Source organism: Cellulosimicrobium funkei (assembly GCF_001019615.1).
In the GTDB taxonomy this organism is placed as follows: domain Bacteria; phylum Actinomycetota; class Actinomycetes; order Actinomycetales; family Cellulomonadaceae; genus Cellulosimicrobium; species Cellulosimicrobium cellulans_E.
This window is the reverse complement of sequence record NZ_JNBQ01000032.1, coordinates 25,680-42,534: the sequence shown is the minus strand read 5'-3', so window position 1 is coordinate 42,534 and position 16,855 is coordinate 25,680. Positions and strand designations below refer to the sequence as shown.

Annotated in this window: 14 protein-coding genes and 2 pseudogenes; 10 read left to right on the top strand and 6 right to left on the bottom strand. The window is 74.8% G+C overall.

All coding sequences use genetic code 11. The features are described 5' to 3' along the window. A partial coding sequence (locus FB00_RS16915; protein ID WP_156186437.1) for a M24 family metallopeptidase occupies positions 1-466 on the top strand: 466 nt, incomplete at its 5' end. Between the two features lie 594 nt (positions 467-1,060). Here FB00_RS16915 and FB00_RS23140 read toward each other — a convergent pair. Then, a pseudogene (locus tag FB00_RS23140) lies at positions 1,061-1,255 on the bottom strand (general stress protein); the annotation flags it as partial. A 138-nt stretch (positions 1,256-1,393) separates the two neighbouring features. Here FB00_RS23140 and FB00_RS16910 point away from each other — a divergent pair. Both FB00_RS16910 and FB00_RS16905 read left to right on the top strand, forming a co-directional pair. Next, a complete protein-coding gene (locus tag FB00_RS16910) occupies positions 1,394-2,734 on the top strand; it encodes a magnesium transporter MgtE N-terminal domain-containing protein (protein ID WP_047234082.1) in 1,341 nt (446 codons plus the stop codon). Continuing rightward, positions 2,727-3,236 carry a DUF1003 domain-containing protein gene (locus FB00_RS16905; protein WP_047234081.1) on the top strand — a complete coding sequence of 170 codons (510 nt, stop codon included), beginning with the start codon at positions 2,727-2,729 and terminating at the stop codon, positions 3,234-3,236. Before FB00_RS16910 ends, FB00_RS16905 begins: the two co-directional genes overlap by 8 nt. Positions 3,237-3,252: 16 nt before the next feature. On the opposite strand, the gene FB00_RS16900 is transcribed toward FB00_RS16905, so the two are convergent. Further along, positions 3,253-4,050, bottom strand: coding sequence for a maleylpyruvate isomerase N-terminal domain-containing protein (locus FB00_RS16900; protein ID WP_047234080.1), 798 nt, complete (start codon positions 4,048-4,050; stop codon positions 3,253-3,255). A gap of 109 nt (positions 4,051-4,159) precedes the next feature. On the opposite strand from FB00_RS16900, the gene FB00_RS16895 reads away from it, so the two are divergent. From FB00_RS16895 to galK, 7 genes and pseudogenes are all read left to right on the top strand, one after another. Continuing rightward, positions 4,160-5,308 carry an Mrp/NBP35 family ATP-binding protein gene (locus FB00_RS16895; protein WP_047234079.1) on the top strand — a complete coding sequence of 383 codons (1,149 nt, stop codon included), beginning with the start codon at positions 4,160-4,162 and terminating at the stop codon, positions 5,306-5,308. A 396-nt stretch (positions 5,309-5,704) separates the two neighbouring features. Further along, positions 5,705-6,736 (top strand): efflux RND transporter periplasmic adaptor subunit, encoded by a 1,032-nt coding sequence (locus FB00_RS16890; RefSeq protein ID WP_047234078.1) that lies wholly within the window; start codon positions 5,705-5,707, stop codon positions 6,734-6,736. Further along, positions 6,736-7,632, top strand: a complete 897-nt coding sequence (locus FB00_RS16885) for an ABC transporter ATP-binding protein (protein WP_082141437.1) — start codon at positions 6,736-6,738, stop codon at positions 7,630-7,632. The genes FB00_RS16890 and FB00_RS16885 overlap by 1 nt, the downstream gene beginning before the upstream one ends. Beyond that, entirely contained in the window at positions 7,629-8,840 is a 1,212-nt protein-coding gene (locus FB00_RS16880; RefSeq protein ID WP_047234077.1) for an ABC transporter permease, read from the top strand. Before FB00_RS16885 ends, FB00_RS16880 begins: the two co-directional genes overlap by 4 nt. 105 nt (positions 8,841-8,945) lie before the next feature. Then, positions 8,946-9,719 (top strand): DeoR/GlpR family DNA-binding transcription regulator, encoded by a 774-nt coding sequence (locus tag FB00_RS16875; protein ID WP_047234076.1) that lies wholly within the window; start codon positions 8,946-8,948, stop codon positions 9,717-9,719. A gap of 55 nt (positions 9,720-9,774) precedes the next feature. Further along, positions 9,775-10,977: pseudogene (galT, locus tag FB00_RS22890) on the top strand (galactose-1-phosphate uridylyltransferase); the annotation flags it as partial. Next, entirely contained in the window at positions 10,951-12,297 is a 1,347-nt protein-coding gene (gene galK / locus FB00_RS22885) for a galactokinase (RefSeq protein WP_047234089.1), read from the top strand. The pseudogene galT and the gene galK, both read left to right, overlap by 27 nt. 95 nt (positions 12,298-12,392) lie before the next feature. Here galK and FB00_RS16860 read toward each other — a convergent pair whose 3' ends face one another. From FB00_RS16860 to glyA, 4 genes are all read right to left on the bottom strand, one after another. Continuing rightward, positions 12,393-13,196 (bottom strand): exodeoxyribonuclease III, encoded by an 804-nt coding sequence (locus tag FB00_RS16860; RefSeq protein WP_047234075.1) that lies wholly within the window; start codon positions 13,194-13,196, stop codon positions 12,393-12,395. 102 nt (positions 13,197-13,298) lie between these two features. Further along, positions 13,299-14,567, bottom strand: coding sequence for an MFS transporter (locus FB00_RS16855; RefSeq protein ID WP_047234074.1), 1,269 nt, complete (start codon positions 14,565-14,567; stop codon positions 13,299-13,301). 85 nt (positions 14,568-14,652) lie between these two features. Beyond that, positions 14,653-15,534, bottom strand: coding sequence for a bifunctional methylenetetrahydrofolate dehydrogenase/methenyltetrahydrofolate cyclohydrolase (locus FB00_RS16850; protein ID WP_047234088.1), 882 nt, complete (start codon positions 15,532-15,534; stop codon positions 14,653-14,655). 8 nt (positions 15,535-15,542) lie between these two features. Beyond that, positions 15,543-16,832 (bottom strand): serine hydroxymethyltransferase, encoded by a 1,290-nt coding sequence (glyA, locus tag FB00_RS16845; RefSeq protein ID WP_047234073.1) that lies wholly within the window; start codon positions 16,830-16,832, stop codon positions 15,543-15,545. Positions 16,833-16,855 lie beyond the last annotated feature (23 nt).

Below are 16,855 nucleotides of genomic sequence, written 5' to 3'. Positions count from 1 at the left end.
CCAGGCCGTGCTCGACGCCGCGGACGCCGCGTTCGCCGTCGCCGTGCCGGGCGCACGGTTCCGCGACGTGCACGCCGCCGCGATGGAGGTCATCGCCGCGCGCCTCGAGGAGTGGGGCCTGCTCCCGGTGAGCGCCGCCGAGTCGCTCTCGCCCGAGGGGCAGCAGCACCGCCGCTGGATGGTGCACGGCACGAGCCACCACCTCGGCCTCGACGTGCACGACTGCGCCCAGGCGCGCCGCGAGCTCTACCTCGACGGGGTCCTGGAGCCCGGCATGGTCTTCACGATCGAGCCGGGCCTGTACTTCAAGGCGGACGACCTCGCCGTCCCGGAGGAGTACCGGGGCATCGGCGTCCGCATCGAGGACGACGTGCTCGTGACGGCCGAGGGCAACGAGAACCTCTCGGCCTCGCTCCCCCGTCGCCCCGAGGACGTCGAGGCCTGGATGGCGCGCCTGCGCGGCTGAGCCGCGTCGGTCAGGCGGGCCGCTCGGGCTGGTCGGGCTGCTGCGCCCCGGGCCCGGGCAGGGGGTCGGGCTGGGCGTCGGGCTGCGCGTCGGCGGGCTGGTCCGACGTCGGGCGCATGGCGCCGTAGCGCGGCTCCCCCGTCGGCGTGGTCCAGCGGGGGTCGGGGGTCCGGGCCGGCGGCGCGACCGGGGGCGTGGGCGTGGGAGCGGCGCCCGCCGGCGGCTCGGGCGCCGGCGCGGTCGGCGCGGGAGGCGGGGTCGCCCCGGGCGTGCCCCACGTCGGGTTCGCGGGGCGGCCGGCGCGCGGACCCCGCCCGCGCCCTCCGGCATCCGCGCCAGGAGCTGGCGCGCGTCGCCCGCGCGCTCGGGCGCGCAGAGGATCCCGTACGACGACGCGACGATCTGGCTCTGCGACGTGAAGTCGCGCTTGCCCTGCGTGAGCGCGTACGACAGCACTGAGAAGAGCAGCCCGAACCCGGCGCCGATCCCGATGGCTGTGAGCACGAACGCGCCGTCACCGGAGAAGAGGAACAGCAGCAGACCGACGAAGAGGCCGAACCACGCGCCGGACGCCGCGCCCGCGATCGCGACGCGCCCGTAGGTGAGCCGGCCCGTCACGCGCTCGACCATCTTGAGGTCGGTACCGACGATCGTCACGAGCTCGACCGCGAACTTGTTGTCGGAGAGGAAGTCGACCGCCTTCTGCGCCTCGAGGTAGGTCGCGTACGACGCGATCTCCTCACCGCGGGGCGGGGTGGGGACACGGGGGACGGCACCCGGGCGCGACATGCTCATTCGCCCAGTCTGTCCTACTCGTGCTGCCGGCGCGAGGCCCGCGCCCCCGCGCGTCCGCGGCTCCGGGCCGCCCCGCGGCGCCACCCACCGGAGGAACGCGCGGCGACCGGGGCGCGTGCGTAGGCTGGCCGCGTGAGCGCAGCCACCACCGTCTTCGTCGCGCGTCTGGCCGGGACCAGCGTGTTCGACCCCATCGGCGACCAGGTCGGACGGGTGCGGGACGTCGTCGTGCTCATCCGGCCCAAGGGCGCGCCCCGCGCCGTGGGGCTCGTCGTCGAGGTGCCGGGGCGACGGCGGGTCTTCCTCCCCCTGACGCGCGTCACGAGCATCGACGCCGGGCAGGTCATCTCCACGGGCCTGGTGAACATGCGGCGGTTCGAGCAGCGCGCGATGGAGACGCTCGCGGTGAGCGAGCTGCTGGAGCGCACGGTCGAGCTCGTCGACGGGTCGGGCTCGGCGACGATCGAGGACCTCGCGATCGAGCGCCAGCGCACCGGGGACTGGCTCGTCACCAAGCTGTACGTGCGGCGCCGGGCGCAGCACAAGGGCACGCTCGGGCTGCGCCGGCGCGGTGACGCGATCGTCGTGGACGTCGGTGCGGTCACCGGCCTCGCGGGCGGCACCGAGGCGCAGGGCGCCGCGATGCTGCTCGCCGCCTACGACGACCTCAAGCCCGCCGACCTCGCCGACGTCATCCACGACCTGGGCGACACGCGCCGGCTCGAGGTCGCGGGCGCGCTCGACAACGAGCGCCTCGCCGACGTCCTCGAGGAGCTGCCGGAGGACGACCAGGTCGCGATCCTCTCCGGCCTCGACACCGACCGCGCCGCGGACGTCCTCGAGGCGATGCAGCCCGACGACGCGGCGGACCTGCTGCACGAGCTCCCGGAGGCGCAGGCGGCCCAGCTCCTCGAGCTCATGGAGCCGGAGGAGGCGCGCGACGTGCGCCGCCTGCTCGCCTACGCCGAGGACACGGCGGGCGGTCTCATGACCTCCGAGCCGGTCGTGCTCGGCCCCGAGACGACGATCGCCACGGCGCTCGCGCAGATCCGACGCAAGGACCTCGCCCCCGCGCTCGCGTCGATGGTGTTCGTCGCGCGCCCCCCGCTCGAGACGCCGACGGGCCGGTTCCTCGGCGTCGCGCACTTCCAGCGGCTGCTGCGCGAGCCCCCGCACGCCGCCGTCGGCTCGGTGCTCGACTCCGACGTCGAGGGCGTCGCGCCCGACGCCCCGCTGGGCCGCGTCACGCGCATCCTCGCGACCTACGACCTCCTGTGCGTCCCCGTGCTCGACGCCGAGAAGCGCCTCCTCGGCGCGATCAGCGTCGACGACGTGCTCGACCACATGCTCCCGGACGACTGGCGCGAGACGGACGACGACGTGGACACCGAGCAGGCGCGCGCCGCGCTGGCTCCCGGGTCGCTGCCGCGTCCCGCGGCCCGCGGCGGCGCGACGGGGGTGACCCGTGGCTGACCGCCTCGACACGCCGAAGAGCGCGCGACGCTCGCTCATCCCACGGGTCAAGGTCGACCAGGACGCGGTCGGCCGCGCGACCGAGGGCATCGCCCGGTTCCTCGGCACGCCGCGGTTCCTCGTCTACCTCACGGTGTTCTGCGCGGTGTGGATCATCTGGAACTCGTGGGGGCCGGAGGGCCTGCGGTTCGACTCCGCGGAGTTCGGGTTCACCGCGCTCACGCTCATGCTCTCGCTCCAGGCGTCGTACGCGGCACCCCTCATCCTGCTCGCCCAGAACCGCCAGGACGACCGCGACCGCGTCACCGCCGAGCAGGACCGGCAGCGCGCGGAGCGCAACCTCGCCGACACCGAGTACCTCGCGCGCGAGATGGCCGCCCTGCGCATCGCGCTGAGCGAGGTGGCCACGCGCGACTTCGTCCGCTCGGAGATCCGCAACCTGCTGGAGGAGCTGGAGGAGAAGTCGGCCCGCCCTGCCGAGGACGAGGCCGCCGACCGCTGACGCCGGGCTCGACCCGCTACTGCGTGCCCTCCGCCGCCACGCGGCGCAGACGCTCGGCGAGCGCCAGGTCGCCCTCGACGATCAAGCCGTCGGCCGTCCCACGGCCCCACAGCCACAGGTCGAGCGCCCACGCGGGGCCGGCGACCTGCGTCGTGGTCGAACCCGGCAGGTCGACGAGCTGTGCGACGTCGAGGTCGTACGCGGTGCCCGACTCCGGGCCCGTCCCGGTGAACCGCCCGAACGCGAGCTCCCAGCTCCGGGGCCTCTCCCCGAACCCGTCCACGACGACCGACACCGTCGCGCCGTCGGGCGTGAAGACGCCCCAGCCGGGCACGCCGTCGACCATGACCGACAGCACCTCGTCGACGCCGTCCGCCGCGACGTCCGGGTCGGCGGGCGTCACGTCCCGCCCGGCCGTGAGCTCCGCGTCCGCGCGGTGGATCAGCGCCTCGTGCGCCTGGCGGCGCAGGACCCAGCCCACGTGGCGCCCCTCCTCGTGCCACGACCAGCAGGGCTCCGCGGGGTCCCGGCCCGTGAGCGCGGCGACGAGGCGGCTCGTGGAGCGCTGGAGCAGCGCGGGCAGCTCGGCGTCCGACGACGGGCGGGCGAGCGGTTCGACGTCGTCGCCGTCGAGGCCTCGCCCGGGCGCCGGCCCGACGACGCGCGCCCAGAAGTCCTGCACCTCCGCGAGGTGGTACAGCAGGTCCGCGCCCGTCCAGTCGGGGCACGACGGCACCCGTGCGTCCGGGGGCGCGCTCCGCACGGCGTCGCCGAACAGCTCGCTGTCCCGTGCGAGGGAGGCCAGGGCGTCCATCCGTGCACGGTAGACCCGTTCGGCGCACCACGGCGTGCGATGCGGCTCACGTCCGTCCCGGGACCTAGGGCCCGGCGGACGTTGCCGCGTGCACGCCTACGATGGGTCCATGCCCGACCCCGCCGCAGACCAGCTCGAGCACGCCGTCCGGCGGGCCCTCACCGCGGTCCTCGACCCGGAGATCCGCCGCCCCGTCACGGACCTCGGCATGATCCGGTCGGTCGCGGTCGCGACCGGTGCGCCGGGTGCGGTCGTGACGGTGGGCGTCGACCTCACGGTCGCGACGTGCCCCATGCGCGACACCCTGTCGCGGGACGTCGACGCCGCCGTCCGCGCGGTCGACGGCGTGGCGGAGGTGCGCGTCGAGCTGGGCGTCATGAGCGCGGAGCAGCGCGCGGAGCTGCGCACGATGCTGCGCGGCGGCGTGGGCGAGCCCGAGATCCCGTTCGCGAAGCCGGAGTCGCTGACGAAGGTCTACGCGATCGCGTCGGGCAAGGGCGGGGTGGGCAAGTCGTCCGTCACGGCGAACCTCGCGGTCGCGCTCGCCGCGGAGGGTCTCGAGGTCGGCGTCGTCGACGCGGACATCTACGGCTTCTCGATCCCCCGCATGCTCGGCGTCGACCGGCAGCCCACGCGCGTGGACAACATGCTGCTGCCGCCGATCGCGCACGGCGTGAAGGTCGTCTCGATCGGCATGTTCGTCCCGCCCGGCCAGCCGGTCGTGTGGCGCGGACCGATGCTGCACCGCGCCCTCCAGCAGTTCCTCGCGGACGTCTTCTGGGGCGACCTCGACGTGCTGCTCCTCGACCTCCCGCCGGGGACGGGCGACATCGCGATCTCCGTGGCGCAGCTCCTGCCGGGCAGCGAGATCGTCGTGGTCACGACACCGCAGGTCGCGGCCGCCGAGGTCGCGGAGCGCGCGGGCTCGGTCGCCACGCAGACGCAGCAGGGCGTGGTCGGCGTCGTCGAGAACATGTCGTGGCTCGAGCAGCCGGACGGGTCGCGGCTGGAGGTGTTCGGGTCCGGCGGCGGCGAGCGCGTCGCCGCGAACCTGTCGCGCGCCACGGGCACCACCGTCCCCCTCCTCGGCCAGGTCCCGCTCGACGTGTCGCTGCGCGAGGCCGGCGACGGCGGCACCCCGGTGGTCATCGCCGACCCCGGCTCGCCCGCGGCGGTCGCGCTGCACGACGTCGCGCTCGGCCTCGCGCGCCGGCCACGGGGTCTCGCGGGGCGCTCGCTCGGCGTCACGGTGGTCTGACCGAGGCCGGTCGGACCGGGTCTGAGGGCCGTCGCCGCCGGGGCACTTCGGGCTCCCGCGGCCCATGAGGGCGCCCCTGTCTTTTCCTCGTGCCACGGTATAGTCTCGCCCGCATCTCGTCAGGGGGACGGCCGTCGGGCCGGTGAGGGGGATCCAGCCGTGGCGTCGTCGCTGCTCCGCCCTGCCTTCGTGCACCTCGTGCGCGCCCGGCCCTCACGCCAGGGCCTCTCCGCTCGTTACCAGACGGTGACCCCACGGTGGAGAGATCACGACAGAACTCCTCCCCAGGGATGACGACGCCCGCACACCCCACCCCCTAGCCTCGGGCCGGGCGTCCACCCGCCCGCCGCGCAGCGCCCGCTCGCCGTCCGCCATCGTCGCCCCAGGAGCCCGCACGTGGGTATCACCCGCCGGATCGTCTTCCCCGCCCTCCGCATCGTCGTCTGGGGGGTCATCGCCACCGCGCTCGCCGTGATCGCCTTCCGCTCCGCCCCCGAGCCGCCCGCCGACCCGGCGGTCCCCTCCGCCGAGCTCGTCGAGCCCCGCGTGGCCGTGACCACGGGCGACGTCACGAACACCGTGACCCTGACCGGGCAGGTCGTCGCCGACCCGGCGGCGTCGCAGAAGGTCACGCAGCGTGGCGTCGTCACGGCGGTGCACGCCAAGCCGGGCGACGTCGTCAAGGCGGGAGCGCCCCTTCTCGAGGTCACCCTCGAGGAACCCCGCGAGCCCCTGACCGAGACCGACCCGGAGACCGGCGAGGTCACGGTCACCGAGCGCCGGCCGAAGGTGACGAGGGAGACGGTGAAGGCCACCACCGCCGGCACGGTCGCCACGTTCACGGCTCTCAAGGACCAGGAGGTCGCGGTCGGGGAGGACTTCGCGTCGATCTCCCCCGGGACGCTCTCCGTCACGGGCAGCATGGTCGCCGAGCAGCAGTTCCGCCTGCTCCAGATCCCGACCGAGGCGACCGTCACCGTCACCGGGGGGCCCGCGCCGTTCACCTGCACGAACCTGCGCATGGGCACGGCTGCAGCGCCCGCCGGGGCGCCCGAGGAGGGTGCGACCGACCCCGCCGCGGGCGCGACCTCGGCGAGCGTGACGTGCGCGGTGCCGGGCGACGTCACCGTCTTCGCCGGCCTCGCGGCCGAGCTCGAGATCACCGCCGGCTCGGTCGAGGGAGCCCTCGTCGTCCCCGTGACCGCAGTCCTGGGCCGGGTCGAGCAGGGCAAGGTGTGGGTCGTCGGCGCGGACGGCGAGCCCGAGGAGCGCGCCGTCACGCTCGGCCTCACCGACGGCAGCGTCGTGCAGGTCACCGAGGGGCTGGCCGAGGGCGACGAGGTCCTCGAGTTCGTGCCGGGCCAGGACGTCGTGCCCGTCCTGGACGGCATGGTGGGCACCGACGACAGCGGAGAGGCCGGCTACTGATGAGCCTCCTGGAGCTCAACGGGGTCGCTCGCTCGGTGCTCCTCCCGGACGATCGGGAGCTCGAGATCCTGCGCGGCATCGACCTCACGGTCGCCGCCGGAGAGCACGTCTCGATCGTCGGGCGGTCCGGCACCGGCAAGTCCACCCTCCTCAACATCCTCGGGCTCCTCGACACCCCGACGGGCGGGGAGTACCTGCTCGACGGCGTCCCCATCGGCCGGCTCTCCGGCCGCGCCCGGGCGCGGCGCCGCGGCACGGACTTCGGGTTCGTGTTCCAGCAGTTCAACCTGCTCCAGGGCCGCACGGCGCTCGAGAACGTCGTCGCGCCGCTGCTGTACGCGCGCGGGCGGCAGTTCTGGCAGCGCCGGACGCTCGCCGCGGAGATGCTCGAACGGGTCGGCCTCGGCGACCGCCTCGACACGCGCCCGGAGAAGCTCTCGGGCGGGGAGCAGCAGCGCGTCGCCATCGCCCGCGCGCTCGTGCGCGTGCCGCGCGTGATCCTCGCGGACGAGCCGACGGGCGCGCTCGACGTCGACACCGGCAGCGAGGTCATGGACCTGCTCGACACCATCGCGCGCGAGAACGGGTCGGCGCTCATCGCCATCACGCACGACCTCGCCGTCGCCTCGCGCGCGGCCCGGCAGTTCCGTCTGGCCGACGGCGTGCTCGCCCCGATCGCCATCACGGCGCGCAGCGCGGGGTCGCTCGCCGCGCTCGAGACGGCCGGCGGGGACGGCGCGAGCCCAGGCACCGGTGACGTCGGGCCCTACGGTCCGGCCGCGCACGACGACAGCGCGCCGCACGCGCTCGAGGCCGGCGACGACCAGGCGGAGCACGTCGCCCGCCCGCTGGTCGCCTCGCACGGCGCGTCCCCGCGGACGGGGGACGCCGCGTGACCGGGATCGTCGGCGCCGTCCTCGAGGCGTGGGACGAGCTCCGTGTCCACAAGGTGCGCGTCCTGCTCGCGCTCGTCGGTGTCGCGGTCGCGGTCTGCGCGATCACCGCGATCTCCGCGGCCGGCGAGATGCTGCGCCAGGTCTCCGCCGAGCAGAACGACCGGTGGAACGGGCGCGCCGCGACGCTCCAGGTGTCGGCCTGGCCGACGGGCGAGGGCGGGAGCGTCATGCCCGCGCCCGAGGAGTACGAGCGCGTGTTCGACGAGGTCGTCGAGCGCTACGCGATCGGCTACTCGTCGATGCTGCGCGACGCGCCCGCGCCCGTCCGCTTCCCCGACGGGACGCGCGAGGTCTACACGACCGGCGTCGAGGCCGACTGGGCCACGATGCACCGCTTCGAGGTGTCGTCGGGCCGGTGGTTCACGGACGCCGACGCCGACCGCCTCGCCCCCGCTCTCGTCGTCAACCAGGCGTTCCTCGACGCGCTCGGCGGCGTGACCGTGGCCGATCACCCGACGGTGACGATCGGGGGCGACAACCCGGTGGTCGCGACCGTCGTGGGGGCGTTCCCGGACGACTGGCCGCAGGCCGAGCCGCAGGCCTACGTCCTCGTGGACGCCCAGTCGGCCTGGGTCACGCCCGAGTCGCTGGAGATGACCGGCCCTCCACGACTCGAGCTGTGGGTTCCCGACGACCTCGCCGACGGGCTCGTCGAAGCGATCCAGCGCGACGTCGCCGGAGCGCTCAGCGGCACGCAGGCCGACGTCTTCCGGTCGGACTCGGCGGGCTACGCCGTCGTCGACGGCGCGATCCGCTGGGTCGTGCTCGGCGTCAGCGTGATCGCGCTCCTGCTCGGCGGGCTCGGGCTCGTCAACATCGCGCTCGTCACCGTGCGGTACCGCATCCGCGAGATCGGGATCCGCAGGAGCTTCGGCGCGAGCTCAGGACGGGTCTTCTTCTCCGTGATGATGGAGAGCGTCGTCGCGACGACCGTCGCGGGCGTGCTGGGCGTGACCGTCGCGGTCGTCGCCCTCCACAACGTCCCGCTCGACGCGCTCATGGGCTCGGCCGTCCAGGACGCCCCGGGCTTCCCGTTCTCCGCCGCAGTGACGGGCATGCTGGCCGCCGTCGGGATCGGAGCGCTCGCGGGTCTCCTCCCGGCGCTCGTCGCCGTCCGGGTGAAGGTGATCGACGCGATCCGCTACTGACCCGGACGGCCGGTCCGGCACCCTGTCGGGCCGGTCACCGGGCCGCGATGTTCGGTCATGTTCGATCGTGTTGGATTTCTCGGCGATGTGGACAATACTGTTCGCATGCTCGCCTCACAGCGCCAGGAGCGCATCCTCGCGGAGATCCGGGACCACGGCGCGGTCCGCATCGGCGACCTGACCCGGGAGCTCGGGGTGTCGGACATGACGATCCGGCGCGACCTCGTCGAGCTCGCCGACCAGGGTCTGGTCCGCAAGGTCCACGGGGGCGCCGTCGCCCCGCACACCACCGCGCACGAGCCGGGCTTCGCGGCCAAGAGCTCGCGCGAGGCCGCGGAGAAGGAGGCCATCGCGACGGCCGCCGCCCGCCTCATCACCGCGAACGCCTCGGTCGCGCTGAGCGCCGGCACGACGACCCACCTGCTCGCCGCCCGCATCGCCGCGGACCCCGCGCTGCGCCCCCTGACGGTCGTCACGAACTCCCTCCCGGTCGCCGAGATCCTGCACCGGGCGAACGACCCGCGCCTGGAGACGATCCTCACGGGCGGCAGCCGCACCCCGTCCGACGCGCTCGTGGGCCCGCTCGCTGAGGCCGCGCTCGGGGGCCTGCGCGTCGACCTCGCGTTCGTCGGCGCGCACGGCGTGGACCCGGAGATCGGGCTCACGACCCCGAACCTGGACGAGGCCGCGACGAACCGCGCGCTCATCGAGTCGGCCGGCCGCACCGTCGTCCTCGCCGACCACACCAAGTGGCACACGACCGGGCTGCGCGTCTTCGCGACGTTCGCGGACGTGGACGTCCTCGTCACCGACGCCGGGCTCGCGGAGGACGCGCGCGCCCGGGTCCAGGACCTCGTCGAGCAGCTCGTCGTCGCCTGACGGCGGACCGCAGCCGCCGCCTCTCCCACCGCACCGCGATCGGAACACCGCACGCATGAACCCGCACCTGCGCCGCACCTCGACCCGCCTCGCCGACGGCCGCGAGCTCGTCTACTTCGACGACTCGCCCGCGTACGTCTCGGGTGAGCGCTCACGTCGGCTCGACGACCCGCGTCCGCTGCCCGACCGGTTCGCCCCGGTGCCCGGCCCCGACGGGGCGCCGCACCCGTACGTCGGGCCGGAGATGCGCCGCGACCCGCTCACGGGCGACTGGGTCCCCCTCGCCGCGCACCGGATGAACCGCACGTTCCTCCCCGCCGCGGACTCGTGCCCGCTGTGCCCCGCGCGTCCCGGCGCCGCCTACTCGGACGGCGAGGTCCCCGACACCGACTACGACGTCGTCGTCTTCGAGAACCGCTTCCCGTCGCTCCAGCGCGTGCCCGGCGTGGCCGACGCCGTCGTCGAGGACGCGCCGCTCCAGCTCCACGCACCGGCCGCGGGCCGGTGCGAGGTCGTGTGCTTCTCGAGCGACCACCGCACGTCGTTCGGCGCGCTCTCGCCGCAGCGCGTGCGCACGATCATCGACGCGTGGGCCGACCGCACCGCCGCGCTCGGGGCAGAGCCCGGCGTCGAGCAGGTCTTCTGCTTCGAGAACTGCGGGCAGGAGATCGGCGTCACGCTGCACCACCCGCACGGGCAGATCTACGGCTACCCGTACGTCACGCCGCGCACCCGCGCGCTGCTCGACGAGGCGCGCGAGCACCACCGCCGCACGGGCCGCAACCTGCTGCGCGACGTCCTCGACTCCGAGCTCGCGGACGGGCGCCGCGTCGTGCTCGAGACCGAGCACTGGGTCGCGTACGTGCCGTTCGCCGCCCGCTGGCCCGTCGAGGTCCACCTCGCGCCGCGACGCGACGTGCCCGACCTCCCCGCGCTCACCGACGCCGAGCGCGACGACCTCGCCACCGCCTACCTCGAGCTCCTGCGCCGCCTCGACCGCTTCTTCGAGACGGCCGACGGCGACCCCATCCCGCTCCCGTACATCGCCGCGTGGCACCAGGCCCCGGCGCACGAGGGCCGCTCCGTCGCGGACGGCGGCACCGACGACGTGACCCTCGCCCGGCTCCACCTCCAGGTCTTCTCCGTCCTGCGCGCACCGGGCAAGCTCAAGTACCTCGCCGGCTCGGAGTCGGGCATGGGCGCGTGGATCAGCGACACGACGCCCGAGCGGATCGCGTCGCGCCTCCAGGAGCTCGCCCCGTCGAGCGCCGCACGCGGGTGGGTACGCTCGTGGTCCGACGACGACGGCGCGGCCCGCGCCCGCGCCGTCTTCGCCGCGTCGTTCGACGAGGCTGCTGACGGTCCCGCCGACGCCCATGAGGCCCGAGCCGGCCAGGAGCAGGTACCGGTCTGGGCCGCCCCGGGCCGCGTCAACCTCATCGGCGAGCACACCGACTACAACGCGGGGCTGTGCCTGCCGATCGCTCTCCCCCATCGCACGTACGTCGCGCTGCGCCCGCGCCCGGACTCGGTCGTCCGGCTCGCGTCGGCCCAGGCGCCGGGCGAGACGTGGACGACGACGCTCGAGGACGTCGCGCCGGGCGCGGTCACGGGCTGGGGGTCGTACGTCGCCGGCGTCGCCTGGGCCCTGCGCGAGCACCTCGTCGCGCAGGGCGCCGACCCGGGCGCCATCACGGGCTTCGACGCGGCGGTCGACTCGAGCGTCCCGTTCGGGGCCGGGCTCTCCTCGTCGGCCGCTCTCGAGTGCGCGGTCGCGGTCGCGCTCGACGACGTCGCCGGACTGGGCCTCAGGGCGACCGACGCCGGGCGGGCGGCCCTCGCGACCGCGAGCGTCCGCGCCGAGAACGAGATCGCGGGCGCACCGACGGGCGGCATGGACCAGTCCGCTTCCCTGCGCGCGACCGCCGGGCACGCGCTCCTCCTCGACTGCCGGCCCGGCCTCGACCCCGTCGAGTCCGCCGAGCAGGTGCCGTTCGACCTGGACGCCGCGGGGCTGGCCCTGCTCGTCGTCGACACGCGCGCCGAGCACCGGCTCGTCGACGGCCAGTACGCGGCGCGACGCGCGACGTGCGAGGACGCCGCCCGCACGCTCGGGCTGGGTTCCCTGCGCGAGCTCGCGGACGACGTCGCCGCGACCGGCGACCCCGCCGGGGCCCTCGCCGTCGCCCTGGAGAAGCTGCCCGACGACGTCGCACGCCGCCGCGTGCGTCACGTCGTGACGGAGATCGGGCGCGTGCGCGACCTCGTCGCTCTCCTGCGCGACGGGCGTCCCGACGCGGTCGGGCCGCTCATGAACGCGTCGCACGCCTCGCTGCGCGACGACTACGAGGTCTCGAGCGTCGAGCTCGACGTCGCCGTGGACGCCGCCCGCGTCGCCGGCGCCCTCGGTGCGCGCATGACCGGGGGCGGGTTCGGCGGCTCCGCGATCGCGCTCGTCCGCGCCGACCAGGTGGAGGCCGTCGCCGACGCCGTCCGCGCGGCGTTCGAGCGCGAGGGCCTCGGCGCCCCGGGCTTCCTCCTCGCGACCCCGTCCGCACCGGCCGACCGCGTCGTCTGACCCGAGCACGACCTCACACGCCGCCGAGCACGACATGAGGGTCGCTGTGCGGCACATGACGACCCTCATGTCGTGTTCGGCGAGGGCGGAACGTCTCAGACGTCGTACGTGGCGACGAGGGGGGCGTGGTCGCTCCAGCGCTCGTCGTGCGTCGGCGCGCGGTCGACCTCGACCTTGACGACACGTTCGGCGAGCGACGGCGTGGCGAGCTGGTAGTCGATGCGCCAGCCGGAGTCGTTGTCGAACGCTCGCCCGCGCCACGACCACCACGTGAACGGGCCGGGACCCTCGCCGCCGTGGACGCGGCCGAGGTCGACGAGGCCGACCTGGTCGAGCCAGGTGTCGACGTACGCGCGCTCCTCCGGGAGGAAGCCGGCGCTCTTGAGGTTGCCGCGCCAGTTCTTGATGTCGACGTTGTGGTGCGCGATGTTGAGGTCGCCCGCGAGCAGGACCTTCTCTCCCGTGGCCGCGAGCTCGCGCAGCCGCGCGGTGACCTTCTCGAGGTAGGCGTACTTCGCGACCATCGTCTCGGGCTGGCTCACGGTGCCGGAGTGGATGTACGCGGAGACCACGGTGAGGCGACCGCCGTCGGGCAGCTCGAGGTCCGCCTCCACCCAGCGGCCGGTGTCGACGGGCGGCTCCGGCTCGCCGGCACCCAGTCCGACGCGCACGGCGGACACGGGCAGCCGGGACGCGACGGCGACGCCGGCCCGGCCCTTGATGTCGCACGCCTGGTGCGCGACGTGCCATCCGTCGAGGAGGTCGTTCACGACCGAGTCGGGGGCGCGGACCTCCTGGAGCAGCAGGACGTCGGGCGTGCGGGACGCGATCCAGGCGTCCATCCCCCGGCGGTAGGCGGCACGGATGCCGTTGACGTTGGCGGTGGCGATGGTGAGCAAGTGGGCTCGTCCTCCCTCGATGACGGTCGCGCGCGGCCGCCAGGACGGTCGCGGCACGCCGGCCATCCCATCACACGCCACCGACAGGCCGGGTACCCGGCGTCACGCGGGCGGCGTGGCCTCGCTCACGCCCACGAGGGCGACGCGGGCGAGCCGGAACGCGCCGGCGAGCATCGCCGACACCGCGGCGAGCACCGCGAGGACGACGAACCCGACCCGGAGGTGATGGGCGGTCGCGAAGATGCCGGTGAGCACGCCGCCGAGCACCGCGCCCGCATAGGTGAAGACGTTGAGGCGCGCGACCGCGCGGTCCGTGACCGTCGCGACGAACCCGGCCGGCGGCTCTGCCGACCCCGTGCCCGCCGCCACCGCCTCGCGGGCGCGGTCCCCGATCGCGGAGAACGCGAGCGGGGCGACGACGCCGAGCCCGAGCCCGGTCGCCGCCAGCCCGAGCACCGCGACGGGCCAGGCGGGGGCCGCGGCCACCGCGACGAACCCGAGGGCGCCGAGCGTGCCGCCCAGCCGCACGACCCGCACGCGGCCGAGACGCTCGACGAGACCGTCTCCCACCAGCCGCGACACGATGAGCGCCGCCTGGTACGCCGCGTATCCCAGCGGGGCGGCGGCCACGCTCGCCGAAAGGACGTCGCGCAGGAACGTCGCGCTCCAGCTCGACACGGCGGAGTCCGCGACGGGGAACGCGAGCATCCCCGCGCCGAGCAGCGCGATCGTGCCCGCCGCGACCCACGCCACGCTCCCGGTCGGCGCGACGTCGCGGACGTCGTCCGCCACCCCGACAGGTGTCACGGCACCGTGGGCCGTCGCTCCGCCGTCGGGCAGACGCAGCGCGAGCCAGACGGCGCCCGCGGCCACGAGCAGCGCCACGAGCGGGAGCGCGACCGGCTGGCCGAGCCCGACGAGCGCGCTGCCCGAGACGGCGAGGGCGCCGAGCACGCCGCCGGCGGCGTTGGCCGCGTAGAACGACGCGAGCAGGCTGCGGCCGTGCGCGCGCTCGACGTCGATCCCGAGCATGTTCATCGCCGCGTCGACCGCGCCGAGCGCGAGCCCGTACAGCCCGATCGCCACGAAGAAGACCGGCCACGACGGCGCGAGCCCGACGCCCGCGACCGCGAGCGCCGCGAGCAGCAGGCCGCCGACGACCACGGCGCGCGCGCCGCGGAGCGCCGCCACGACGCCGGACAGCGCGCTGCCCAGCCCGGCGAAGACGCACACGCCCAGCACGACGAGCGTGACGACGTCGTCGCCCATGCCGAGCCGTTCCTTGTACCCGGGGATGCTCGTGAGCACCACGGCGAACCCGAAGCCCTGCACGGCGTACGCCGCCGTCGTCGCGATGCGCGCCCTCGTCACCCGCGCAGACTAGCGCCTGCGCGTCGCCCCGGGAACGCCGCAGGGCGCGGCCGTGGTGATCCACGACCGCGCCCTGGGACGGGGGTCAGGCGGAGGCGCGCTCCGCCGCGTCGACGACGTTCGCGAGGAGCATCGCGCGCGTCATGGGCCCGACCCCGCCGGGGTTCGGCGAGATCCAGCCCGCGACCTCGGCGACGTCGGGCGCGGCGTCCCCCACGACGCGGCTCTTGCCGGTCTCGGGGTCGACCTCGCGCGAGACACCGACGTCGATCACGACGGCGCCCGGCTTGACCATGTCGCGCGTGATGATGCCCTGGACGCCCGCCGCCGCGACGATGACGTCGGCGCGGCGCACGAGATCCGCGAGGTCCGTCGTCCCGGTGTGCGTGAGCGTCACCGTCGCGTTGACCGCGCGGCGCGTGAGCAGCAGGCCGATCGAGCGGCCGACGGTCACGCCTCGGCCCACGACCACGACCTCCTTGCCCGCGAGGGAGATGCCGTGCCGCTCGATGAGCTCGATGATCCCGCGTGGGGTGCACGGGAGCGGCGAGGTGACCTCCTCGTTGACGCGCAGGACGAGGCGCCCGAGGTTCGTCGGGTGCAGGCCGTCCGCGTCCTTGGCCGGGTCGATGAGCTCGAGCACGCGGTTGGTGTCGATGCCCTTCGGGAGCGGGAGCTGCACGATGTACCCCGTGCAGGCGGGGTCCTCGTTGAGGCGGCGGACCGCGGCCTCGATCTCCTCCTGCGTCGCGTCGCCGGGCAGGTCCTCGCGGATCGAGGACAGCCCGACCTCGGCGCAGTCGCGGTGCTTGCCCGCGACGTACCACTGCGAGCCCGGGTCGTCGCCCACCAGGAGCGTGCCCAGGCCGGGCACGACGCCCTTCCCGGCGAGGACCGCGAGGCGGTCCTTGAGCTCGGCCTTGATGGTGGCGGCGGTCGCCTTGCCGTCGAGGAGCTGCGCACTCATCCGGGGGCTCACTGCTGCAGGCCCGGGTACAAGGGGAAGTCGGCCGTGAGCTTCTGCACGCGGGCGCGCAGGGCGTCCGCGTCGGTCGCGGCGCCCTCGCGCAGCGCGGTCGCGATGATCTCCGCCACCTCGGTGAACTCGGCGTCGCCGAAGCCCCGCGTCGCGAGCGCGGGCGTGCCGATGCGCAGGCCGGACGTGACGCGCGGGGGGCGCGGGTCGAACGGCACGGCGTTGCGGTTCACGGTGATGCCGACCTCGTGCAGGAGGTCCTCGGCCTGCTGGCCGTCGAGCGCCGAGTGGCGCAGGTCGACGAGCACGAGGTGGACGTCGGTGCCGCCCGTGAGGACGGAGACGCCGGCCGCGGCCACGTCGGCCTGGGCGAGGCGGTCGGCGATGATGCTCGCGCCGCGCAGCGTGCGCTCCTGGCGGTCGCGGAAGTCGTCGGAGCCCGCGATCTTGAACGACACGGCCTTGGCGGCGACGACGTGCATGAGCGGGCCGCCCTGCTGGCCCGGGAACACGGCGGAGTCGATCTTCTTGGCGTACTCCTCCTTGCTCAGGATGAAGCCGGAGCGGGGGCCGCCGATCGTCTTGTGGACCGTGGAGGACACGACGTCCGCGTACGGCACCGGGGAGGGGTGCAGGCCCGCGGCCACGAGGCCCGCGAAGTGCGCCATGTCCACCCAGAGCTTCGCGCCGACCTCGTCCGCGATCTCGCGGAACGCCGCGAAGTCGAGGTGGCGCGGGTAGGCGGACCAGCCGCCGATGATGACGTCGGGGCGCGTCTCGAGGGCCTGCTTGCGCACCTCGTCCATCTCGATGCGGTACGACTGCGGGTCCACGCCGTACGCCGCGACGTCGTAGAGCTTGCCGGAGAAGTTGATCTTCATGCCGTGCGTGAGGTGGCCGCCGTGCGCCAGCTCGAGGCCGAGGATCTTGTCGCCCTTGGTGATGAGCGCGTGCAGCACGGCGGCGTTGGCCGTGGCGCCCGAGTGCGGCTGGACGTTGGCGTGCTCGGCGCCGAACAGGTCCTTCGCGCGGGCGATCGCGAGGTTCTCCGCGACGTCGACCTGCTCGCAGCCGCCGTAGTAGCGGCGGCCCGGGTAGCCCTCGGCGTACTTGTTGGTGAGCACGGAGCCCTGCGCCTGCAGGACGGCGCGCGGGACGAAGTTCTCGGACGCGATCATCTCGAGGGTGTCGCGCTGGCGCGCGAGCTCCCCGTCGAGGACGGCCGCGATCTCGGGGTCGAGCTCGGCGAGCGGGGTGTCGAGGACGTTGTCGGCTGGCTGGGCGCTCATGGCGTCTCCTCCGCGGGTGCTTG